The organism is Escherichia sp. KS167_9B, from assembly GCF_030295215.1.
GTDB classification, from domain to species: domain Bacteria; phylum Pseudomonadota; class Gammaproteobacteria; order Enterobacterales; family Enterobacteriaceae; genus Escherichia; species Escherichia coli_F.
Genome location: NZ_AP025754.1, coordinates 1,601,950 through 1,625,140 on the forward strand (window position 1 = coordinate 1,601,950; position 23,191 = coordinate 1,625,140).

At 53.3% G+C, this 23,191-nt stretch carries 27 protein-coding genes; all 27 read left to right on the forward strand.

Features of this window, described 5'->3' with window-relative positions; all coding sequences use genetic code 11:
* Positions 1–692 precede the first annotated feature (692 nt).
* The 27 genes from QUE34_RS08060 (at position 693) to QUE34_RS08190 (ending at position 23,157) form a co-directional block, all read left to right on the forward strand.
* Positions 693–1,199: a terminase small subunit gene (locus tag QUE34_RS08060; protein ID WP_042970785.1), complete on the forward strand. Its 507-nt coding sequence runs from the start codon at positions 693–695 to the stop codon at positions 1,197–1,199.
* Positions 1,171–3,087: a phage terminase large subunit family protein gene (locus QUE34_RS08065; RefSeq protein ID WP_040091467.1), complete on the forward strand. Its 1,917-nt coding sequence runs from the start codon at positions 1,171–1,173 to the stop codon at positions 3,085–3,087. The genes QUE34_RS08060 and QUE34_RS08065 overlap by 29 nt, the downstream gene beginning before the upstream one ends.
* A gap of 3 nt (positions 3,088–3,090) precedes the next feature.
* Positions 3,091–3,300 carry a phage head-tail joining protein gene (locus QUE34_RS08070; RefSeq protein ID WP_040091466.1) on the forward strand — a complete coding sequence of 70 codons (210 nt, stop codon included), beginning with the start codon at positions 3,091–3,093 and terminating at the stop codon, positions 3,298–3,300.
* A gap of 44 nt (positions 3,301–3,344) precedes the next feature.
* The gene (locus QUE34_RS08075) at positions 3,345–4,868 is read left to right on the forward strand and encodes a phage portal protein (protein ID WP_052319583.1); all 1,524 of its coding nucleotides are present in this window, start codon (positions 3,345–3,347) and stop codon (positions 4,866–4,868) included.
* A complete protein-coding gene (locus QUE34_RS08080; RefSeq protein WP_040091464.1) occupies positions 4,858–6,465 on the forward strand; it encodes a S49 family peptidase in 1,608 nt (535 codons plus the stop codon). Before QUE34_RS08075 ends, QUE34_RS08080 begins: the two co-directional genes overlap by 11 nt.
* 38 nt (positions 6,466–6,503) lie before the next feature.
* Complete coding sequence (locus QUE34_RS08085) at positions 6,504–6,839, forward strand: head decoration protein (protein WP_040091463.1); 336 nt, start codon at positions 6,504–6,506, stop codon at positions 6,837–6,839.
* Positions 6,840–6,907: 68 nt separating this feature from the next.
* Positions 6,908–7,936 carry a major capsid protein gene (locus QUE34_RS08090; RefSeq protein ID WP_040091462.1) on the forward strand — a complete coding sequence of 343 codons (1,029 nt, stop codon included), beginning with the start codon at positions 6,908–6,910 and terminating at the stop codon, positions 7,934–7,936.
* A 51-nt stretch (positions 7,937–7,987) separates the two neighbouring features.
* The gene (gene gpFI / locus QUE34_RS08095) at positions 7,988–8,353 is read left to right on the forward strand and encodes a DNA-packaging protein FI (protein ID WP_040091460.1); all 366 of its coding nucleotides are present in this window, start codon (positions 7,988–7,990) and stop codon (positions 8,351–8,353) included.
* Positions 8,353–8,757 carry a head-tail joining protein gene (locus QUE34_RS08100; RefSeq protein WP_236927362.1) on the forward strand — a complete coding sequence of 135 codons (405 nt, stop codon included), beginning with the start codon at positions 8,353–8,355 and terminating at the stop codon, positions 8,755–8,757. The genes gpFI and QUE34_RS08100 overlap by 1 nt, the downstream gene beginning before the upstream one ends.
* Entirely contained in the window at positions 8,738–9,460 is a 723-nt protein-coding gene (locus QUE34_RS08105; RefSeq protein WP_040091458.1) for a hypothetical protein, read from the forward strand. The genes QUE34_RS08100 and QUE34_RS08105 overlap by 20 nt, the downstream gene beginning before the upstream one ends.
* 11 nt (positions 9,461–9,471) lie before the next feature.
* Positions 9,472–10,023, forward strand: coding sequence for a hypothetical protein (locus tag QUE34_RS08110; RefSeq protein ID WP_042970786.1), 552 nt, complete (start codon positions 9,472–9,474; stop codon positions 10,021–10,023).
* Entirely contained in the window at positions 10,007–10,630 is a 624-nt protein-coding gene (locus tag QUE34_RS08115) for a phage baseplate assembly protein V (RefSeq protein ID WP_042970780.1), read from the forward strand. Before QUE34_RS08110 ends, QUE34_RS08115 begins: the two co-directional genes overlap by 17 nt.
* 31 nt (positions 10,631–10,661) lie before the next feature.
* Positions 10,662–11,018 carry a GPW/gp25 family protein gene (locus tag QUE34_RS08120; RefSeq protein WP_021562190.1) on the forward strand — a complete coding sequence of 119 codons (357 nt, stop codon included), beginning with the start codon at positions 10,662–10,664 and terminating at the stop codon, positions 11,016–11,018.
* Positions 10,993–11,907 carry a baseplate assembly protein gene (locus QUE34_RS08125; protein ID WP_042970779.1) on the forward strand — a complete coding sequence of 305 codons (915 nt, stop codon included), beginning with the start codon at positions 10,993–10,995 and terminating at the stop codon, positions 11,905–11,907. The genes QUE34_RS08120 and QUE34_RS08125 overlap by 26 nt, the downstream gene beginning before the upstream one ends.
* The gene (locus QUE34_RS08130; RefSeq protein ID WP_042970777.1) at positions 11,900–12,490 is read left to right on the forward strand and encodes a phage tail protein I; all 591 of its coding nucleotides are present in this window, start codon (positions 11,900–11,902) and stop codon (positions 12,488–12,490) included. Before QUE34_RS08125 ends, QUE34_RS08130 begins: the two co-directional genes overlap by 8 nt.
* Positions 12,487–13,746, forward strand: coding sequence for a phage tail-collar fiber domain-containing protein (locus tag QUE34_RS08135; RefSeq protein WP_047087332.1), 1,260 nt, complete (start codon positions 12,487–12,489; stop codon positions 13,744–13,746). Before QUE34_RS08130 ends, QUE34_RS08135 begins: the two co-directional genes overlap by 4 nt.
* 26 nt (positions 13,747–13,772) lie before the next feature.
* Complete coding sequence (locus QUE34_RS08140) at positions 13,773–14,300, forward strand: tail fiber assembly protein (RefSeq protein WP_135564919.1); 528 nt, start codon at positions 13,773–13,775, stop codon at positions 14,298–14,300.
* A gap of 54 nt (positions 14,301–14,354) precedes the next feature.
* Positions 14,355–15,830, forward strand: a complete 1,476-nt coding sequence (locus QUE34_RS08145; RefSeq protein ID WP_042970833.1) for a phage tail sheath C-terminal domain-containing protein — start codon at positions 14,355–14,357, stop codon at positions 15,828–15,830.
* Positions 15,827–16,345, forward strand: a complete 519-nt coding sequence (locus QUE34_RS08150) for a phage major tail tube protein (protein ID WP_042970832.1) — start codon at positions 15,827–15,829, stop codon at positions 16,343–16,345. Before QUE34_RS08145 ends, QUE34_RS08150 begins: the two co-directional genes overlap by 4 nt.
* Positions 16,346–16,421: 76 nt before the next feature.
* Positions 16,422–16,724 (forward strand): phage tail assembly protein, encoded by a 303-nt coding sequence (locus QUE34_RS08155; protein WP_001291419.1) that lies wholly within the window; start codon positions 16,422–16,424, stop codon positions 16,722–16,724.
* Entirely contained in the window at positions 16,724–16,861 is a 138-nt protein-coding gene (locus tag QUE34_RS08160) for a hypothetical protein (RefSeq protein WP_156841731.1), read from the forward strand. Before QUE34_RS08155 ends, QUE34_RS08160 begins: the two co-directional genes overlap by 1 nt.
* Positions 16,842–18,494 (forward strand): hypothetical protein, encoded by a 1,653-nt coding sequence (locus QUE34_RS08165; RefSeq protein ID WP_042966834.1) that lies wholly within the window; start codon positions 16,842–16,844, stop codon positions 18,492–18,494. Before QUE34_RS08160 ends, QUE34_RS08165 begins: the two co-directional genes overlap by 20 nt.
* Positions 18,495–18,496: 2 nt before the next feature.
* Positions 18,497–18,985: a phage tail protein gene (locus QUE34_RS08170; protein WP_040091450.1), complete on the forward strand. Its 489-nt coding sequence runs from the start codon at positions 18,497–18,499 to the stop codon at positions 18,983–18,985.
* Complete coding sequence (locus QUE34_RS08175) at positions 18,960–19,178, forward strand: tail protein X (protein ID WP_040091449.1); 219 nt, start codon at positions 18,960–18,962, stop codon at positions 19,176–19,178. Before QUE34_RS08170 ends, QUE34_RS08175 begins: the two co-directional genes overlap by 26 nt.
* The gene (locus QUE34_RS08180) at positions 19,169–20,257 is read left to right on the forward strand and encodes a phage late control protein (RefSeq protein ID WP_042966830.1); all 1,089 of its coding nucleotides are present in this window, start codon (positions 19,169–19,171) and stop codon (positions 20,255–20,257) included. Before QUE34_RS08175 ends, QUE34_RS08180 begins: the two co-directional genes overlap by 10 nt.
* A gap of 24 nt (positions 20,258–20,281) precedes the next feature.
* Positions 20,282–22,555 carry a prophage tail fiber N-terminal domain-containing protein gene (locus QUE34_RS08185; protein WP_286338948.1) on the forward strand — a complete coding sequence of 758 codons (2,274 nt, stop codon included), beginning with the start codon at positions 20,282–20,284 and terminating at the stop codon, positions 22,553–22,555.
* A gap of 14 nt (positions 22,556–22,569) precedes the next feature.
* Positions 22,570–23,157, forward strand: a complete 588-nt coding sequence (locus QUE34_RS08190; RefSeq protein WP_042970650.1) for a DUF4376 domain-containing protein — start codon at positions 22,570–22,572, stop codon at positions 23,155–23,157.
* Positions 23,158–23,191: the final 34 nt, after the last annotated feature.

Consider the following 23,191-nt stretch of genomic DNA (forward strand, 5'->3'; position numbering starts at 1 on the left):
GTTTATTTCATGTAAAACCCCGCTTTGCGGGGTTTTTATTGTTATCCCTAAACCACCTCCCTAGGAGGTGGTGATTGATTATCCGCAAAAAAATTTGTGGGAACTAAAGGTGGCAGGTTAATCACCGCACTGATTGACTGCAAGCCACAATACTCACGTATTAAAATTAGCGATCAGCATGTTCGCCTGATTCGTGAGAAACAGGCATTACAGCGATCCTTCAGTGAGGGGCTGCGATAATGCAACACAGGAATAAAAATCGGCAGGGAAATCCGTTAAAGATATGCCGGTGGCGAAAGGATGCCAATGGCTCTTAACCTAACTCGATGTTTCGTTGAAAGCAATAAATCATGTTGCTGGAATGTGAATGAATGTTGTTTCCATGATGCGTGTCATGTTATGCGCATCCGATATGCGAACCATTCCCATTTTCACGGGTCCTTTCCAGAACCTGAAATACCGGGGGTCGGTAGACGCGCAAAAACGCGCTATTTATGAGATTTTTTGAGGGGGTGGTTGTTGTTTAATTGTTTTCTCTATCTCTTTGATAAGTAATAAAAAACAGGGTTTGATACAACAACCTGATGGCGTTTTTTGATGCTATCAATGCGAAAAATGCCAATTAAATCAAATGGTTTTGCAAAAACACATGGTTGTTATATCGCTTTTTATCGATGACTTATGGAGAGGAGATGGCCTTTTTATTGAATAAAAGCGATATGGCCTCCTCCATCGGTATATCCGTTCAGGCATTTGATAAATGGGGCGTTCCTCCTGTTGAGCGTCGGGGGAGGGAAGTTTTTTATGACGTTAAAACCGTACTGGAGATAGATCGCGAGCGGCGACAACACAATCAGAGAACACCTGATGACGGGAGCGATCTGGAGGAAAGATTACTCCGGGCCAGGGTTGAACTGACTGAAGAGCAGGCTGTAGCGCAAAAACTTAAGAATCAGGTAACTGAAGGCAAACTCATTGATTCAGAGTTCTGTATTTTCGCTCTCAGCAAACTGGCGATGGCATTGTCCAGTACGCTTGATTCCATTCCTTTATCCATGCAGCGACAGTTTCCGGATTTAACGCCGCGTCATATTGATCATCTGAAAACCCTTATCGCAAAAGGCGCGAATCAGTGCGCGCGGGCAGGGGATAAATTACCTGAGTTACTCGATGAATATATCCAGACTACAGCTGAATAATATGATGGCTGCCGTTTCAGTTGCGTTGCAACCTCTGGTCAGGGTTGTTCCGATGACGGCAGTTGAATGGGCTGATCAAAATTATTATCTGCCTAAAGAGTCGTCATATGGTGATGGAGAGTGGAAGACCCTGCCGTTTCAGGTTGCCATCATGAACAGTATGGGTAATGACCGGATCCGCACTGTTAATCTGATTAAATCAGCGCGTGTGGGTTATACCAAAATGCTGTTGGGCGTGATCGGGTATTTTATTGAGCATAAATCCCGTAACAGTTTGCTTTTTCAGCCAACAGATTCTGCAGCTGAAGATTTTATGAAAGCGCATGTGGAAGCAACATTGCGGGATGTTCCCTGCCTTAAAGCGTTGTCTCCATGGCTGGGCAGAAAACATCGTGACAACACGCTCACTCTGAAGCGTTTTTCCTCCGGAGTGGGGTTCTGGTGCCTGGGCGGTGCCGCTGCTAAAAACTACCGTGAAAAATCTGTGGATGTGGTCTGCTATGACGAACTCTCCTCGTTTGAACCGGATGTGGAAAAAGAAGGTTCACCAACACTGCTTGGCGATAAACGTATCGAAGGTTCGGTATGGCCTAAATCCATACGCGGCTCAACGCCAAAAATTAAAGGCTCCTGTCAGATTGAAAAAGCAGCGAATGAATCTGCGCATTTCATGCGGTTTTATGTCCCTTGCCCTCATTGCGGGGAGGTCCAGTATCTGAAGTTTGGCGATGATGCGACGCCGTCTGGCCTGAAATGGGAGAAGGGTAAACCGGAAACGGTGTATTACCTGTGTGAACGTAATGGCTGTGTGATCCGCCAGTCGGAACTTGACCAGACAGACGGGCGCTGGATTTGTGACAACACCGGGATGTGGACGCAAGACGGCCTGGCATTTTACAGCGCCGGTGATGAGGAGATGCCGCCACCGCGCTCCGTCACTTTCCATATATGGACGGCGTACAGTCCGTTCACCACCTGGGTACAGATTGTTTATGACTGGCTGGATGCACTGAAGGATCCGAACGGCGTCAAGACGTTTATTAACACCACGCTCGGGGAGCCCTATGAAGAGGCCGTGGCAGAAAAACTGAGCTTTGAGTTGTTGCTGGAAAAAGTCTGCCACTATGGCGCGCAGGTTCCCCTGAGGGTGGTTTACCTGACCGCCGGGATCGACTCCCAGAAAGATCGCTATGAAATTTATGTCTGGGGCTGGGCTCCCGGCGAAGAAGCCTTTCTGATTGATAAGCAAATTATCATGGGGCGACCGGAAGACGAGGACACCCTTAAACGTGTTGATACGGTGATCCGGAAAAAATATCGTCATGCTGACGGTACTGAAATTTCCATTTCCCGTGTCTGCTGGGATACCGGTGGTATCGACCAGGACATTGTGTATCAGCGTTCCAGGAAACACGGCACTTTTTTTGTGCTTCCCATAAAAGGGGCATCGGTGTACGGCAAGCCGGTGATCACCATGCCCAAAAAGCGCAACCAGCGTGGTGTGTTTTTGTGTGAGGTGGGCTCCGATACCGTCAAGGAAATGCTGTACGCCCGTTTTGCCCTGCCAGTGGTCTCTGCCAGTGAAGCCGCCCCGTATACCTTCCGTTTTCCGGATAACCCTGACATTTTTTCGGAAGAAGAGGCGCGTCAGATCGTGGCGGAAGAGCTGGTGGAGAAGGTGGTTAATGGCAGGGTGAAACTGCTGTGGGATAAAAAAGGGCGACGCAACGAAGCCCTCGACTGCCTGGTATATGCCTATGCTGCCCTGCGCGTTTCGGTACAGCGGTGGCAACTGGACCTTGAAGCGCTGGCGAGAGCACGAAGAGATGAACAGGATGAGGATGATATGAGCATGGAAGAGATCGCGGCTGCACTGAGTGGAGGATAAGTGATGATTTATACGCATGAGATGCTTTGTGATGCCCGCCGGGCATTACATGAACTGATGATCGGACGTGCTGTGGTTTCTGTCGGCAGGAACGGACGGCAGGTTCAGTATTCGCGGGCGACGATTGGTGAACTGCGGCAATACATTGAAGAGCTGGAGAGTGCGCTGGGTGTGTCCGGACGGCGTCGCGGTCCGGTGGGAGTGAGGCTGTGAATGTGGAGTTGATAGATGTTCACGGACAGCCCCTGCGACAGAGTATGGGATATTCCGGTGGCGGCTCCGGATTTGGTGGGCAACTTGCGGAATGGTTACCTGCGCCGGAAAGTGCCGATGTGGCGCTGTTGCCTTCCATTCAGCTGGGTAATGCCCGTGCGGATGATCTGGTCCGTAATAATGGCATTGCCGCGAATGCTGTGGAAATCCATAAAGACCATATCGTCGGACATATGTTTCGCCTGAGCTACCGACCCAACTGGCGCTGGCTGGGGATGTCAGAAGCTGATTCGCATGCCTTTATTGAAGATGTGGAGGCGGCGTGGATGGAATACTGCGATCCGGTGTTTGGCTCGATGGATGTGGAAGGACGTCGCTCGTTTACCGAATTTATTCGTGAAGGGGTGGGGGTCCATACTTTTAACGGTGAAATTTTTGTCCAGCCTGTATGGGATGCGGAATCCACGTCATTATTCAGAACAAAATTCAAGACCATCAGTCCGAAGCGCGTCAGTACGCCCGGTTATGGCATCGGCGATCGTTTTATGCGTGCCGGAGTGGAAATCAGCCGGCACGGAAAGGCGATAGCCTACCATGTTCAGGATGATGACTGGCCGGGTTACAGTGTCAGTAACTGGACACGGATTACGGCGACTCTGCCCTCCGGAAGACCGGGCATGATCCATGTGTTTCAGCCGCAGGAGGACGGGCAGACGCGCGGGGCAAACCAGTTTTACTCTGTCATGGAGCGCCTCAAGATGCTCGACACACTGCAGGCCACGCAACTGCAGTCGGCGATGGTGCGGGCGATGTATGCCGCGACGATTGAATCCACACTGGATTCGGAAAAAGCATTTGAATATATCGCCGGGGTGGGGGATGACAGTAAAAACCCGCTGAAAGCCATCATGAAAGGCTATGCGCACTATTACGCCATCAATGGGGTAAAGATGGGAGGGGTTCGTATTCCGCATCTTTATCCGGGGGATTCACTGAATCTGCAGACAGCACAGAATGCGGATAATGGTTTCTCTGAACTGGAAAAGGCGCTGTTACGTTACATCGCTGCCGGGCTGGGGGTGTCCTATGAGCAGCTTTCCCGTGATTATTCACAGGTCAGTTATTCCAGTGCCCGGGCATCCGCCAATGAGTCGTGGCGGTATTTTATGGGGAAACGAAAATTTGTGGCCAGCCGACTGGCGTCACAGATGTTTGCCTGCTGGCTGGAAGAAGCCCTTATTCGTGGTGTGATCCGCCCACCGAAATCCCGTTTCTCATTCTGGGAGGCCCGTTCCGGGTGGTGCCGTGCCGAGTGGATTGGTGCCGGTCGCATGGCGATTGATGGCCTTAAGGAAGTGCAGGAAGCGGTGATGCGTATTGAAGGTGGTTTAAGCACGTACGAGAAAGAACTGGCCCTGATGGGCGATGACTATCAGGAGATTTTCCGCCAGCAACTGCGTGAAAGCCAGGAGCGACAGGCGGCTGGTCTTCCCCGCCCCATCTGGATAAAGGACACGTTTCAGCAGCAGATCCGACAGACAACGGGAGAGAAAGGCGATGCGTCGTAATTTATCGCATATTGCCGCCATGGCATTTAATGAGCCGCTTTTACTGGAACCCGCCTATGCGCGGGTTTTCTTTTGCGCGCTGGGTAAAGAGATGGGGGCCGGCAGCCTTGCAGTTCCTCAGCAGGCTGTTCAGCTTGATGCTGATGGTATGCAACTGGCTGTGACTGACTATATGGCGGGCGGTCAGCGTCCGGCAAAGAGTTACCAGGTGAAGAATGGCATCGCCATTCTGCCGGTGAGCGGCACGCTGGTGCATAAACTGGGTACCCTGCGGCCTTACTCTGGCATGACAGGCTATGACGGTCTGACTGCTCGTCTTCAGATGGCGGTGAATGATCCGGATGTGCGCGGCATTTTGCTGGATATCGACAGCCCGGGCGGTCAGGCAGCCGGGGCGTTTGACTGTGCTGACATGATTTACCGCCTGCGGGAACAGAAGCCCGTGTGGGCGCTGTGTAATGACATGGCCTGTTCAGCCGCCATGTTGCTGGCGGCAGCCTGTACGCGTCGGCTGGTCACGCAGACGGCAAAAATTGGTTCGATTGGCGTGATGATGGCGCACACCAGTTACGAGAAACAACTGGCACAGGAAGGGGTGGACATCACGCTGATTTACTCCGGGCAGCACAAGGTTGACGGCAACAGTATTCAGGCATTGCCGGCAGGTGTGCGTGCAGATTTTCAGCGCCGTATTGATGAGGCCCGCCGGATGTTTGTCGACAAGGTGTCGCTTTATACGGGGCTGAGTTCAGAGGCGGTGATGAATACCGAGGCTGCCGTTTATGACGGTCAGGCAGGGATTGATGCAGGCCTGGCTGATCAACTGATTAATGCTGCAGATGCCGTTGAAGTGATGGTTTCTGCAATAAATAAAGAAATTAATAGAGAGGTAAATATGTCGCAAACGAATGTTTCGATCATTGAGGCTGTGGCCCAGGAAAATCAGCGCGTGATGGAGATCCTGAATTGTCAGGAGGCGAAAGGGCGCGAGCAACTTGCGCAAATGCTGGCAGGTCAGCCTGGAATGACGGTAGAGCAGGCGAAAGCGTTCCTGGCTGCTGTGCCTGCTGCCAGTGTGGCAAATACAGGTGATCAGATTATGGGGCTGCCGGAAGCAAAGGGGCGTGAGCAACTGGCACAGATGCTGGCAGGTCAACCGGGGATGACGGTGGAGCAGGCGAAAGCGTTTCTGGCGGCAGCCCCTGCTGCCGGCACAGGCGATCAGATTATGGCGTTACCAGAAGCAAAAGGGCGTGAACAACTCGCGCAGACGCTGGCTGAACAGCCGGGAATGACCGTTGACCAGGCCAAAACGTTACTGGCGGCGGCACCGGTTGCTGGTTCTGCAAGTGTCGGCGATCAGATTATGGCGCTGCCGGAGGCGAAAGGGCGCGAGCAACTTGCACAGGCACTGACAGAACAACCTGGAATGACGGTGGCGCAGGCGAAAACGCTGCTGGCAGCCGCGCCGGTGGCATCGCAACCGTCACAGGAAACACTTTTTGATCGCTTTATGGCACAGCATGCTGCCAGTGCGGTTTCCGGTGGCGGAACTGCCGGGCGCGGGGAGGAAGACCTGCTGATGAGTATGCCGTAAGCGATATCCGGAATTCAGATAAATCAGGAGACTGAAAAATGATTAAAACCACCACGGAAAAGCGCGCGGATGTGAACATTTTTGCCGGAAGCGATCCGGCGCATACCGCAAAAGCCACCAGTGGTATCAGTGCCGCCACGCCTGCACTGACGCCACTGATGCTGGATGACGCCACCGGTAAACTGGTGGCATGGGATGGTCAGAAAGCCGGAACGGCCGTGGGGGTGCTGACTCTGGCGCTTGCCGGAACAGAACCCACGCTGACGTACTACAAAAGCGGTACGTTTGCCAGTGAGTCGCTGGTCTGGCCTGACTCTGTGGATGCGGTGAAAAAAGCCAACGCGTTTGTGGGAAGTGCCATCAGCCACGCCTGATGGTGAAGTGATTAACTGAAAAACGGGTCGCGATGCGGCCCGTTTGTGTTTCTGAAGGAAAATAAATTATGGGGTTATTTACCACGCGTCAGTTACTCGGGTACACCGAGCAGAAAGTGAAATTTCGTGCGCTGTTTCTGGAGCTGTTCTTTCGTCGCACGATCACTTTCCATACTCAGGAAGTCATGCTGGATAAAATTACCGGCAAAACACCGGTTGCGGCGTATGTGTCTCCGGTGGTGTCAGGCAAAGTGCTGCGCAGCCGTGGTGGTGAAACCCGCGTGTTACGTCCCGGTTATGTAAAACCAAAACACCGCTTTGATTATCAGCAGGCAGTGGAACGTCTTCCAGGGGAAGATCCGGCCCGCCTTAATGACCCGGCTTACCGCCGTCTGCGTATTCTGACGGATAACCTGAAACAGGAAGAGCAGGCGATTGTACAGGTGGAAGAAATGCAGGCAGTCAGTGCCGTTCTGCAGGGTAAATACACCATGAGCGGCGAGCAGTTTGAGACGATGGAAGTGGATTTTGGGCGTTCTGCCGCCAATAACATTACGCAGGCTGGCGGACGCGAATGGTCACAGCAGAATGCTGACACCTTCGATCCGACGCATGATCTGGATGCGTACTGTGATTTCGCTTCCGGCACCATCAATATCGCGATTATGGACGGCACGGTCTGGCGTATGCTGAACGGTTTTAAACTGTTCCGTGAAAAACTGGATACCAGTCGTGGCTCCAAATCTGAGCTGGAAACGGCACTGAAAGACCTGGGCTCCGTGGTTTCCTTTAAAGGTCATTACGGCGATCTGGCAATTGTGGTGGCGAAGACAACGTATGTTGACGAAAACGGGGATGAACAGCGTTATCTGCCGGAAGGAACACTGATTCTGGGGAACACTCAGGCGGAAGGCGTCCGTTGTTATGGTGCCATTCAGGATAATCAGGCACTGAGTGAAGGGATTACCTCTGCGATTCGTTATCCGAAACACTGGGATGAAGTGGGGGATCCTGGTTGCGAATATACCATGACGCAGTCTGCGCCGTTGATGGTGCTGCCGGATCCGGATGCGTTTGTGGTGGTTCAGGTGAAATAAGACGGGGGCGGGATATTCCCGCCTTTTTCTTTAGCGTACGGGAGAGATGTGATGACAAAAGAGCAGATGACTGAACGTTTGCAGGAACTGGCAGTGATTCTGGGGCGTGAAGCAGATATTTCAGGTTCAAAAGCCGATCTTGAGCAGCGCCTGGCGGAATTGGAAGAGGAGGCCGCCGGATTCGATGGGGAGGAGACAGGGAAGGAAGAGGTGGGCAACGATGCATCCGGCGACGGAATGCATTCTGAGCGGGGACTCGCCCGGGTGCGTATGCTGAAAACGGCGCATATGCCAGCCTGTGATGCTGTGACGGGAAAAATGTTGATGTTTGCCCGGGCCTCCAGTGTTGTGCTGGTTAATGAAGCCGCAGTTCCTGCGTTGCTGGCGGACGGTCTGGCAGAAAAAATCCGGGAGTGATGATGTTCGATAATCTGTTCGATCAGGCCATGAGTGATGCGGATGACATCATCCTGGATACGATGGGGACGGAAATCAGCATATATCCGGGCGGCACGGAAAGAAGAATCCGTGCCGTTTTTGATGCCCCGGCAGATAACACCGGGATGAACACTGGCAGCGGCGAAATTCGTGATACTGCGCCCGTGTTATTTACCCGGAGCGCATGGGCCGCCGGTCTGAAAAAATATGACAGGGTCATGATCCACGGCGAACCCTATCAGGTAGTCGATCCCGGCTGGGATGAGTCAGGCACTGCGGGTCAGGGGGTGATTACCATCACCCTTGCGCGTGGAGAGCCGGGGAGAAATACACCTGCTGCACCGGAACGACCGAGTAAACGTTATGGCAGTCAGAGAGCATGAACGAAGCAGTGCCCGGCAGCGACGGCTGGCACGAAACCTCGTCGTCGATATTGATGAAGATGAGGTGCTGAAAATTATCGCTAAACTGGGTGGGTCAAAAAGTCAGATCCGTAAAGCCTGGGGCGTGGCGCTGAAAAGAGCCGCGTCTGCACTGCGGATGAAGGCCATGGCAGAGTTTAAAAAACAGGTTGCCCCACGCAGTCAGAAAATGATCGGAAGGCGTGTGCTGCGTGATTTGGTCATTCGTAGAAACGGCGATGAGTTTGACGAGGCAAAGGTATGGTTCGGCCTGAACGCCATCAAAGTACGCGATCTGCGGGGACGCATCAATGGTGGACGACGCGGCGAACGCCATCAGTTGCGTGATGAGCGGGGACGTTTTGCTCCAGCTTCACGCAGCAGGAAGGCGAGGGAGATCCGTTTTAAACCTGCCGGTGAGGCAATACCGGTCACCACCTGGTCAGGTGATGAGGCCTTCATTAATGAATTTGAGTCTGAAAACCGACGCGGACGCATTTCACGGCGTAAGACTGTCCTGGTCCGGCAGGTATCAGGACGACGAAGGGTACGTGAAGCGGAAATTGATATTTACGAAGCCATGCTGAACCGTATAGAGGATTTTGTTTTTCCGGATGCGGAAGCACTGATCCTGAAAAATTTTGAGCATGAACTGAAATTCCGGGTATTTAAGGGGCTGGAGTGATGGAGCCATTAATGATGGGAGCCTGGCATCAGGCGGTGATTGACAGTCTGAAACAAATTCCCTGGGTGGAAGATGCCGATGAGTACCCGGAAAAAGTCACTCAACTGGTGACGCCTGCCGTGTTTGTTGATGTGCCCGGCTGGGACAAGGCCCGGTTTGCCGACGGGCAGACACGGGTCACGCTGAAATGCGATCTGTTTGTGGTGACAGACCGGGCCGGGAAGACGGAGAACGTGCCAAAACCGCAGATTTTTGCCCGTTGTCTGGCGATGGATTTGTCTGACTGGATTGAGGGAGCTACGTTCGGGCTGGATAACGTTGATCCGGCTGTTTTTATTGATGCTGAGGTGGATACCTTCGACCGGCTTCTGGATGACTACATCGTTTTCCGTGTTTCTTTTGAACAGGATATCCCTGTCGGGGAAGATCCGTTTGCGGTTCCGGCAGGTGCGCCGTTACAGGAAGTCTGGCTGGGGAAAGTACCGGAAACCGGCAAAAAACATGTGCAGGATTATCGTCTTATCTGGAAAGCGGAGGGCACCGGCGATGAGTCTGGCGGATGAAGTGGCAGAGTTACGCCGCAGGGTGGCGAATATAGTCCTGCGCGGCGTGGTGGAGGAGGTGATCCCGGGGAGTCCGGTGATGGTCCGGGTGGATATCGGGGATGTGCTTTCGCCGCCGTTGCCCTGGATTCAGGTGCAGTCCGGGCGTTACATGCAGGTCAGTAATTACCCGGCTCCCGGAGATGCGGTCACGGTGATATCGGAAGCGGGCGATCTGCGTAACGGTCGTGTGTATCCGGGGGCGAATATTGACGCCATTCCTGTACCGGCGGGCAGCGAATATGAGCATGTTATTTTGTTTGATACCGGCACGGAGATCCGTTACGACCGTCAGGCTAATGCCCTGTCCATCACGCTGGCTGAAGGTGGCAGCTATAAAATTACCGGCAGGGGAACGCTGGACGGTCCGGTGAAAATCACGGACACCCTGACCGTACAGGGTAAAGCAACCATGAATGCTGAGGCGGTGGTTAAGGCGGATCTGATGGTCGGCGGTGAGGTTTCTGATCATTACGGAACGATGAGTCAAATCCGGCTTGTCTATAACGGTCACAATCACCGGGGCGACAGTGGTGGCAGCACCGGACAGCCTGGCCAGCTAATGTAATTTCCTTTCAGTTTTTTCCGGAATAAACAACATGATTGGTATTGATTCAGCCACCGGCAGATATCTGCACGGTAATGAACATCTGCGCCAGTCCGTTACCGATATTCTGTCAACGCCGGTCGGCAGCCGGGTACTTCTCAGGGAATACGGCAGCAGGCTGTTCAGTCTGCTTGATAACCCGCAGGATGATTTCACGCGGGTGAGGATTGTTCGTGAAACGGCAACCGCCCTTGAACGCTGGGAACCCCGCCTGACTCTCCGGCGGGTGGAAGTGACGTGGACAGGAGAAGGAAGCGCCTGGCTGACGCTTGTCGGGGTGAATAACGAAACACAGGAAACGATTCGACTTGAGGAGATAAAAATTGGCAACGTCTCAGGCAATCATTGATCTGTCCGCGATACCGGTACCGGATGCGGTGGAGGTACCGGACACCGCTGTGCTGGTCACTCAGATAGTGGCGAAGTATCAGGAGCTGGACACGTTATTTTCGGCCCTGGTGGAATCCGATCCGGCGTATAAATGGGCGGAGGCGCTGGCTTTTCGGGTGGCGCTGATGCGCCAGCAGGTCAATGATGCCGTCCGGGCCGTACTGCTTGCCAGTGCCCGTGGGAACGATCTGGATCAGGTTGGGGCGAATTTTCAGGTACAGCGTCTGGTGATTACCCCGGCAGATGACAGCACCATCCCGCCCACGCCGGCGGTGTATGAAGATGATGACGCTTTTCGCGAACGCATCCAGTTGTCATGGGCACGACTCAGCACTGCAGGCGCGAAAAACGCATACCACTATTTTGCCCGGAGTGCCGATCCTGATGTGCTGGATGTGAAAGCCTACGGGCCGGAAACACATTCACAGGAAGGGCGTGTATTTCTTTATGTGTTATCACGAACCGGAAACGGTACGGCATCACAACCCCTGCTGGATAAGGTGGCAGCGTCAGTTAATGATGATGAAACCCGTCCCCTGACGGATTTTGTCAGTGTCCGTGCGGCAGAAATTATTCCCTACGATGTGGTGGCGGATATTCATATTCCCTACGGACTGGATGGTGAACTGGTAATGGCAAATGCCCGCAAGGCGCTGCAGTCATACACTGACAGCGTCCACCGGATTGGCTCGGTTGCATCCCGTTCTGGCATGGATGGTGCCCTTCACCAGACCGGGGTGATTACGGTGAATCTGACCTCTCCGGGCAGTGATATCGTTCCTGCGATGGGGCAGGCACCGTGGTGCCGTAAGGTGACGCTGAACAAGGTGGAGACAACCGATGAATGACGATATCAGGAGCATACTGCCGGTCAGTGCCAGCCGGGCAGAGCGGGTGGTGGACTGTGTCGCCGGAGATATGCTGTCAGACATAGCGGTCTGCCTGATCCGCTATGTTAAAAATCCCGATTTATGTCCTGCTGAATTGCTGCCATGGCTGGCCTGGGAAATGGCGGTGGACACCTGGAATGAACACTGGACGGAGGCGGAAAAACGGTCTGCGATAAAACGTGCTGCTTACATCCACCGCCACAGAGGGACTAAAGCGGCGCTGATAGCATCGCTGGCTGACAGTCCCTTCCGGTCGAAGATTGTTGAGTGGTATGAGCAGACCCCACCCGGGGAGCCGTATACCTTTCGTCTGAACGTGGAGCAGAAGGATTTACCGGTGCTGATGAATGATCATCAGGATCTGAAGCATGCGGTACTCCGTGCCAAAAATCTGCGCAGCTGGTTCAGTATTCACGTTTACGGGAACAGCACAGGGCGGGTATTTGGTTACGGCTATGTGATGGCGACAGAAAAAATCAGAAGTACTGGTGTGATAACAAAGACAGTGCCCACTGGCGGGCAGAGTGAGGCAGGAGTATGAATGGACTGATTCTGACAACGTCCGGCGCTGCAGAAATTGAAGCAGCATATCAGAACGGGCAAACCGTGACCGTCCGGCATGTTCTGCTTGGTGACGGGGGCGGGCGGGCATTGCCTTCCACGCCGGATGAAATGGCAGCAATGACATCGTTGTACGGCGAATTCGGGCAGGAACCCTTTTCCGACGGTGCGGTGGAGGAGGGCTTCATCAGCGGGGATATTGTGATTGACTGTAAATCATACCCCGGTAAAACCCTTCGTGAACTGGGGATGATCAGCGACAGAGGTACGCTTATCGCGTACGGACGTTATCCGGACACCTTTTTACCAGACCAGACGGATTCCGTTATTAAGGAAGTTATTCTGACGCTGGTTCTTGGACTGACGCACGCGCAAAGCGTGGTGCTGGAGGTTGATCCGGACAGAGCCATTATTACTCAGGAAATCGGAGACAGACGCTATCTGCAACGAAAAAATAATCTTTCGGATGTGGAAGACAAGGATGAGTCTGTTGAAAACCTCGGATTAAAACCCACGGTGGATAAGGCAAAAAATGCCGTTCAGCGTGATGGTGACACCATGAGCGGGGAACTGAAAATCCGTGGTGTTAATGCGCTGAGGATTTTCAACGAAGCCTTTGGTCTGATTTTTCGCCGTTCGGAAGAGTGCCTGCACCTTATTCCTACCAGTGAAGGTCAGGGTGAAAATGGTGATATTGGCTCATTGCGCCCGTTCAGTATTGACTTGCGGACGGGGGAGATATCCATGTCGCACAAAGTGTCTGTTGGCGGTGGCTCTCAGGTGAATGGTGCGCTGGGTATCGGTGTTCAGAATGCGCTGGGTGGTAACTCAATTGCAATTGGTGACAGTGATACTGGCTTTAAACAGAATGGTGACGGCCTGCTGGATGTTTATGCCAATGGTCAGCACGTATTCCGTTTTCAGAATGGCGAGTTACAAAGTAACCGGGCAGTGAATGTTTCAGGGCGGGTGACACCGTCAGACTACGGAAACTTCGATGCACGTTACGCAAAAACAGGGGCCAGTATCACTTCTGTAAGGCTGGGGTCAAGACAAAGCTACTCCCCCGCAGGTAACTGGTATACCTGGACGCAGGACCTTGGTAGCGGAAACGTCATGACCGGGATAATCGTTCAGGATACTGGCGACAATTCTGCAGATAACATTGGTGGTATTTATTACCGGACCATTCAGTATTGTGTGAATGGTACCTGGATGAATGTATCGTCGATATGAATTCGCGTAAAAGAACGGTAAACACCATGATAAACATTAAAAACTTCAGAGAATACACACCGGAAAATCCACCAGTAGCGTGGGCGTTATATCTCATCAGTGAGGATGGTCAGGACTGGTACGAATGCCAGAAACAGTTTGCGACGAATACATACAAAATCATGTATGACAGTAATAACATTGTCCGCAGCATTACAACCGATGTTTCTGCGCTCTGTCCACTTAATGCAAGTGTTACCGAACTGGATGTACTTCCTGATGGTGTGAATATTGATGGTGGATGGTATTACCAGGACGGCGAAGTGCTGCCTGTGCCAGTGGATTATGTGGCCAAAGCAGAGGCAGAACGTCAGCGTCTGCTGATGACGGCACAGGATATCACATCCGGTTGGGCTACCGACCTGGCGCTGGGCATTCTCAGTGATGAAGAAAAAGAAAAACTGAAAGTCTGGCGTATTTACGCAAAGGAATTGCAGTCGATGGATTTCAGTACAATTGCAGACAAGACTGCTTACGACAATATTGACTGGCCGGAGCAGCCACAAAATACCTGAAAAAGAAATGAATCATCTGACCGCCTGAGGGCGGTTTTTTTATGGGAGAAATGTATGTCCGGACTACATGGTGTTGAAACCATTGAACTGACGACAGGCACGGTTGCCGTGCAGACCATCTCCACTGCAGTGATTGGCCTGGTGGGGACAGCGCCGGGCGCCTCTGGTGGCGTGTGCGCTTCCGGCACCGCCGGCTCCTGGCTGCTGGGAACGGCGCTGGATTTCACGGCGAAACTGGAAGGTCGGGCCGGTAATAAGATTTCGGTGGTTGCCGTCGCTGCCACAGAACAAAACGCGCAGACAGTGGCATCGCTGGAAGGCACAACCCTGACGATAACGCTGGGGACGGACGAACACAGCCAGGTTAACGCCACGGTGGACTGTGTGACTGAAGCGGTGAATGCGCTGGGGGATTCGCCTGTGACGGCGGCTGTCAGCTCCCTGAATGCAGGAGGCGCTGAAAATAATGTGGTGTCGCCGTTCAGCCTGACGTTATCCGGCGGGGAAGATGAGGCGTTCCCGGTCAATACACCGGTGGTGGTGGCAGGGGCCATTACTCAGGCAGGGAAACTGGGTACAGCCGGAACATTATACCCGGCCCTGCGAGATATTTTTGACCAGACTGGTGCGCTGGTGATTGTGGTGCGCGCAGAAAGTAAAACAAAGGAGAAAGAGGCCGAACAGCGTGCGGCGGTGATTCAGGCCATGGAGGCGCTGACAGAAAGTAAGGGCGTGACAGGCTATCAACCGCGCATCCTCATTGCCACGGGGTACAGTGAGGATGATGGCGTGGCAAAGGCGCTGGAAACGTATGCCGTGAAGCTGCGGGCTGTGGCCTATATTGACTCGCCTTCAATGGCAACGCCGCAGGATGTGGTTCAGCGGCGCGCGTCATTTGGCGGGCGTGTGGAGCTGCTGCGTCCGCGCGTGTCTGTGACGGATGACAGCGGGCAGACGATATTTCGTCCATATTCGGCCCGTGCTGCCGGGCTGCGGGCCCGTATTGATTACGAAAAAGGGTGGTGGTGGTCCAAATCAAACCAGGATGTGATGAATATCACCGGTCTGGAGCAGGTGGACACATTTATTCTCGGAGAGCAGAACTGCACGGCAAACCTGCTGAACATGGAAAATATCTCCACCATTATTCGCCATGACGGTTTTAAACACTGGGGTAACCGTCTGTGCACATCCCACAGTCAGTGGCGTTTTGAGCCGGTACGCCGCACTGCAGATGTGATTGAGGACAGCATCCAGGAGGCCATGCTGCCTTATGTCGATCGCCCGCTTGATCGGGATGTGGCAGACGACATTCTTGGCAGCATTAATGCCTATATGCGTCAGCTTAAAAATCTGGGCGCGATCCACGGTGGCAGTGCATGGCTGAACGATGAACTGAACACTGCAGAAACCCTGGCAGCAGGGCAGTTGTATATTGATTATGACTTTGGGCCGAAGTCACCACTGGAGCGCCTGACACTGCGGGCAATGATTAACAATAAACTGGCGCTGGAGGAACTGACAGTATGATGACGGGTGAAAAAAAACTGTTGCGCGCATGGGCGTTATTTCTTCCTGGCGGGATCCGCCTTCAGGGTGCGCATGAATACACGCCGCCTGCCATTAATATCACGACAGTGGATATCAAAACCGGCGCAATGGATGCACCGGTGGCAGTGGATGACGGCATGGAAGCGCTGACCTGTTCGTTTAAGATTTATGGCTATGATGTTGCCATGCTGACGCTGCTGGGATTACAGGCCGGGCTTTATTCGCCGGAGATTGTTGTGCGCCAGGGCTATCAGGTGGGGAATGCGACCAGCGGACAGGTGGAAACCCTGCAGGGGATGATCACCAGCATCACGCCGGATGCACGTCCGGCAACATCGCAGGCAGACGCCTCGGTGACGGTGGAAATATCGCTGAGTTATTACCGCCAGGCTGTCGACGGTGTGGAAACCATCTGCATTATTCCGGAGGAGTTTGTACGTCGTATTAATGGCGTTAATGTTCTGGCGGATCTGAAAAAAATCATCCGGGTTTAATCCGGGATCCTGTCATTCAGGCGGCTCAGGTATGAGACGACAATAACTCAGTCCGCCTTTTTTTTAGGAGATGCTTATGTCGGAAAAAAACAGTGTTCCTGCCAGCTGCGTGGAAATTGTGTTATCCGTGCCGTATGTCACCGCATCAGGACAGACGATCACGCACGTCACCATGCGTGCGCCCACCGTCCGCGATCGTCTGTTGCATCGCCGGAGTACCAAACCGGAAGCAGAGGCTGATCTGGATATGATTGCCGGTCTGTGCGGGATGGACGCGGCAGACATGATGAACATGGAAGCGTGTGATTACCTGGCCCTGGAGCGGCAGTTTAATGTTTTTTTGCTGCCGCCGGTCCGGCGGAAGAAGAAAACATCCTGATGGCGATACGGCGTGCCGGAGTATGGTTCGGGTGGTCACCCGGAGATGTGATGGCACTGCCGTATGAGGATTTTGTGGCAATAATGCTGGCAGAGGCGGAAGAGAGGAAGCAGTGTTATGGCAACGGTGGGCGATAACCTCAGAGCGAATATCCGGATCGGCGGCACGATAGATCCGTCGTGGAAAAATTCTGTTAATGGCCTGAAAAAGGGCCTTTCCGGAGCCACGCGTGAAGTGGCTCGTCTGACACGCCAGCAGGACGTACTGAAACGAAAAATCCAGGCTGGCGTACTGGCAGGACAGGATATTACCGATCTGCGAAAGCAGTATGAAAAGCTGGGTAAAAAAATCCATGATGCCACCGCTGAGCAGGACAGATTTAACCGTGAACTGGCGCGTGCGGAACGTCTGGCTCGCTGGAAAGGGCGTGGAATGACTGCCCTGAAAGTGGGGGGCGGGCTTTCAGTCGGGGCAGGACTGACACTGGCAGGCGCTGCAGGTGCAGCACTTAGCCGGAACAGTGAAACGGCGGAGCGGGCAGGGATCGCCCGCAGTTACGGAGTGGATTATGAAACCTATGCGGCGTGGGATTCTCTGGCCCGACTGATGGGGCTGAACGGTGAAAACATCGGTGATCTGTTTGAGGAGTACCGGAACAAGGTTTTTGACGATGGTAATGGTGCCACGGATAAAGGGGCCATTCAGGAGGTCTTTGGCAAACTGGGACTGAAAGCCGGGGTGATGGCAGGGAAAAGTAACCAGGAGCAGGTCGAATTTTTATTTGATCGCTTACTGCAGGTAGAGAATGAACAGGTGGCAGCCGGGATGGCAGATGCGTTGTTTGGTGGTGAGGCCAATAAAATTCTGACCTGGATGCGTCTGTCAGGAAAAACTTACCGGGAGCTTATCAGTGAGCAGAAACGCTATAACCTGGTGACAAAGGCAGGGGCAGATGGCGCAGTTCAGGGGCATATGGCGCTGTCAAATCTCAGTAATGTTCTGAGTTCGTCCATTGATGAAATCAGCGGGCAACTGGGTAAGGAGCTGGCACCACATATTCAACAGGTGACGGATGACCTTGCGGCCTGGTTTAAGAATGGTGGACTGGAAAAAATCCGGGCATTTATTCGTGATGATGCCCTGCCGGCGCTGATCGACTTGGCTGCCTGGATGTGGAAATTTGGAAAAGTTCTTGCCGGAATTACACAAAAAGCCATTGAGTGGGGGCTGGCGGATGATCCGCGAGAGGACCGACGGGAAGTGCTGGAGTATCTGGCAAAAATGGGGTCGCCGGAGCTGGCGAGAGTAGTGGCGCAGAAAAACGGTCAGGGTGAATGGTTTGATGAACTGCTCAGGCAAAATCCTGACCTGACAAAACAGGTTGTACAGGCCTATAAAGACACCCGCGGTTATCTCCCCTGGAATCATGACGATAAAAAGTTTGATGCATTTCTCGACCCTTTGCTGGGACCGAAGGAAGAACCTGATTTTAAGGCGATAAAAGAGAAATCCCGCACCTACATTGACGGACTTCCTGCGGCTGGTCAGGGACAGGAAAATCCTGATCGCCTTTCAGCTCTCCAGTATACACCCGGCAGTATCAGCCAGGTGGAAGTAAAACCCACGTATCAGATACGGGCGGAATTCAACATTACCCAGAAACCTGGCGAGGATGCCGGACAACTTGCAGACAGGGTGATGAAAAATCTGGGGGATATTAATTTTGGCCAGCGTTCCCGTATGACTGATGGTTATGAATCCTGGGGGTGAAGATGGTGGATTTACTGGGCTGGGGCGTAAACCGGCTTGAGCGCGAAGCATGGGACGCAGTGGGCTCATTAACGGAGGTGGCTTCCCGCGTCATGCTGTCGTTTGGTGAGTTTGAATTCAGTATCGATACGGCAGCGTATAACGCCATGAAGCGCACCATGGAATGGCGGTGGGATGAACAACAGCTTATCGGAAAAAACGATCTGCTGCAGTATACCGGTAAGGGGGCCAGAACGATAACCTTTGAAGGTATGTTGCATGCGGGATTTCGTGACGGTGTGGGAATGGATGCCCTTGATACACTGGTTCAGATGGTGGATGACAATCCGGCCCCGCATCTTCTGGTCTCGGGCACAGGTGATGTGATGGGGTATTTCGTGGCAACAGCCTATTCAGATAACACCACCTCCTTTCTTCCCGGCGGTGCGCCAAAGAATAAAACGTTCACTCTGGAGCTGAAATACTATGGCGAAAAACTGGCGGACCACTGACGGCGATATGCTGGATGACATCTGTCAGAGGCACTATGGCAGTGCCGGGCTTAACCAGTCACTGGCGGCGGTACTGGAGGCTAATCCGGGGCTGGCTGACCTTGGTCCGGTCTGTCCGGCGGGAGTGGAAATCGTGTTGCCGGACTGGGTATATGAACCGGAAGTGAAGGAGACGTTTCAGTTATGGGAGTGAATGAGTATCAGCCGGATTTCAGTCTGACAGCGGAAGGTCAGGATATCACGAAGGAAATAAAACGAGGTCTGGCTGAGCTGCGATATACCGATAATGGTGCTGGCACAAAGCGGTCCGATGAACTGATGATAACGCTGTTCAGTGAGACGCTGGCGTTGCCCCCGAAAGGCGCGGTGCTAACGCTGGGACTGGGGTTCAACGGAAATCTGGTAAATAAAGGCAGCTTTACCGTCTGTCAGGTGGCAAGTGGTGGCCCTCCCCGCCGGATCACCATTTATGCCACCGCAGCCCCCATGAATGCGTCAAAACATGGCGCGGACGTGACCGCACTGAAAACCCGCGCTTTCAGTGATATCTCGCTGGGAGACCTGGTAAAAACCATCGCCACTGAAAATAATCTGGTGGCGCAGGTATCACCGGCGCTGGCTGGTATTCATATCCCATGGGTGATGCAGTCATCAGAATCTGATGCAGCCCTCCTGTCCCGCATTGCAGGTATGTACGGTGCCACCAGTAAACCGACCAGTGGCTACTGGTTGTTTCTGGAATACGGGGCATCACGGAGTGCAGGGGGCAGAAATGCCCCTGAGATAACCATTACGCCGGGTATGGTATCAGACTGGGATTATCGTGAAGGTGAGCGACAGGGCGCTGCGGGTGGCGGGAAAGATGGGAAAGTGGGTGTCCGGTATTTTGATGCCCGTGACGGACGCACACGTGAAGTTAAAGTTGACGTGGAGTCAACAGATAAGCGGCATCCCTTTACCCAGCCTGACCAGGGCACCGCAAAACACTGTGCAGAGTCGAAGGTTAAACGTGTGCAGAAAGCCGGACGCCAGATGACGATAACGTTGCCCTGCAGACCGGAACTGCTGAAAGCGGGGGCGGAGGTGCGTTTTATCACGCAGGGATTTGGTGTGCGTGAGGACCATTACTGGCAGGCTGAATCGGTGGAGTTTTCACTGGCACCGGGGCAGGGATTTTCGCTGAATCTGTCGCTGACCACGGATATTTCCGCGAAAGGACAGGCATCAGGGAAGAAGAACGCGGATAAAAAAGGTGTCAATTATTACGGTTAATTTTTTTAAATCAGGAAATTAAAAATGTCTGTATTAATTTCGGGTGTGCTGACGGATGGTGCGGGGCTCCCCTTGTCCGGATACCATATTATTCTGAAAGCCCGGCAAAATACATCCGCAGTGGTCATGAGAACGGTGGCAACAGTGGTGACAGGGCCGGCAGGAGAATATGCATTTGAAGCCCAGACCGGAAGATATGATGTTTATCTTCGTTCGTGTATTGAAAGAGAATATTGCGTCGGTGATATTTCGGTTTACGACGACTCAAAGCCCGGCACACTGAACGACTTTCTGACCGCCCTCGATGAAGGCGATTTAAAACCGGATGTAGTGAAACGCTTTGAGGAAATGGTGGCGCAGGCGCAGCAGAGCGCGGAAGCAGCAGCGGAAAGCGAGCGACAGGCCGGGCAACATGTCGCTGATGCGCAGAAGATAAAGGAAGACTGCGAGACGCTGGCGGATAACGTACAGCAGAATGCAGAAGCCGTTGCCGAAGACAAAAATCAGGTGGCGTTGCTGGCGTCATCTGCCACACAGGATGCGGCCCGCGCAGAGCAGGCTGTCAAGGATGCCGACACGATAGTCCGGAAAGCGGTCGATAAACTTGCTGATGCCGCAACGCTGACCGGCGAGGCAAAGGCCAGTGCCGAAGCTGCCGCACAAAGCGAACAGAATGCGGAAAATCACGCTGATAATGCAGCACAAAGCGCACAGCAGACCGCGCAGGATGTGGAGGCAACGGTCACCGCACGTGATGATGCGGAACGTTTTGCGGGTGAGGCAGAAAACAGCGCACAGACATCAGGCACAGCGCGGGACGAATCAGTCGATGCCGCCGAACGTGCCCGCCTTTATCATAATGCCGCATCATCAGCTGCAACCAGCGCGGAAAATGCAGCAAATGCTGCACTCGGGCATGAAAACAGCGCCGCTGAATACGCCCGACAGGCTAAAGCCAGCCAGGATGCAGGTGCAGACAATGCGCAGGAAGCGAAACAGTACAGGGATGAGGCGCAGCAGATAGTTGATGACCTGAATGCAACAAATGCCTCCACGACAGAAAAAGGTCTGGTGCAACTGTGTAGTGATACGGACAACGACAGCGAGGAACTGGCTGCCACGCCAAAGGCTGTCAAAACCGTCATGGACGAGACGAAAACAAAAGCGCCACTGGACAGCCCGGCCTTCACCGGCACCCCAACCACCCCAACCCCACCGGATGATGCAGCCGGTCTGGAAGCAGCGAACGCAGCGTTTGTGCGCAAACTGCTTGCTGCGCTGGTTGGCTCATCACCGGAAGTTCTGGACACCCTGAACGAACTGGCAGCGGCGCTGGGCAATGACCCGAACTTTGCGACGACAATCACAAACGCGCTGGCAGGCAAACAACCGCTTAATGACGTCTTAACGGCAATCAGCGCACTGACGCAACGGGCAGATAATCTTCTGTACTTCAATACGGACGGGAATGCCTCACTGTCTCTGCTGTCAGAGAAGGGCCGCGCATTGCTGGCGCATGACACGGCTGAAGCCATGCGCACGGAGCTTGAGCTGAGCGCGGCTGCGACGATGGAACCCCAGAGTGATATCCGTGACCGCACACCGGGCAGGCTGGCCCTGTCCGGGATGTATGGGTTTGGACAGGCATTCACCAGCGCCGAAGCTCTGTCATTTAACGGACAGGCTGATTTCGTTATATGGCTGCAGACAGTCACCCCGGGGCGTTATGCGGTCAGTATTGCGGACTCCTCCACGCTGCTGGTGGGCACCACGAAATTTAACGGTATCATTGATGTGATGTGGTCACCCTCTGATAACGATGGTTCAGACTCAGCGCGTAAATTCAAAATGCTGCTGTACTACAACCAGTATTACGAGGATGAGCACAGCATACATTGTATGCGTTATCGCTACAGTGGTAACAGCTGGAATGCAACATCAAGCCTTATTGTGTATGACGGTAGCTCACTGGCGTACTTGTTGTCCAGGACGGCGGGGTCAGGCTCATATTACAAATACCCGGCCGTCGGTGTGCCGATAATGGCGGTATATCAGGGAGAAAGTTTTGGTGAAAATGCTTCTCTGGGACTCGGTGATACTGTGCCGGGTTCCCGTCTTGGTCCTCTGGCCATGAGTGCACAGGTTAGTGATACAGGGACATACGCATCCTCACCGCAGGTTGTGATTGGCGGTGCCGGTGAATACAACTTCCCCGGTCGTTACACGGCGCTTTCGGGCCTGGGTAACAATTATGGTACTCAGCGTGGCTTTATCGGTCTTTTTGTACGCATTGAGTAATGAGGAAATCAGACATGAAAATCAGAGCGGTGAAAGGCATCAGAAACGCACATTATCTTGAAAATGGTGCGATTGACTGCGAGGTGTTATTTGAAGGTGAAACGGAGTTTGTCCTGTATACCGCCATACAGGATGATACGGCCCCGACAGGCCAGCACATCTGGCAGGAGCTGCAAAGCGGGAAATGGGGCGAAATCGCTCCGTTCACTGTCACGCCTGAACTTATCGCCGCGGCAAAGGATGCCAAAAAGCGGGAAATTGAGGCATGGCGCGACAGTCAGGAAAACGTTGAGTTTATTTTCACGTTTGATGGCCGTCGTTTTGATGGCGGAAAAACCTCGCAGTCACGCCTTGCCCCCGTGGTTGCAGCAGCGCAGGCCGGACTGCTTCCGGAGGGGTTTTTCTGGACTGATGCGGATAATAACAATGTCATACTGACCAGGGAGAAACTTATTGCGCTGAACGATGCCATGATGGTGGCCATGGTGACGGAGGGCTTTAAAATCCACGAACGCCAGCGCGAGATGAAGGAACAACTGAATAATCTGGATGATTTACGCTCAATCAGAGAGATGGCGATTAGCGGCAATCACGCTCGATAAAATTAACCCCGGTGATCATCCGGGGTTTTGCATT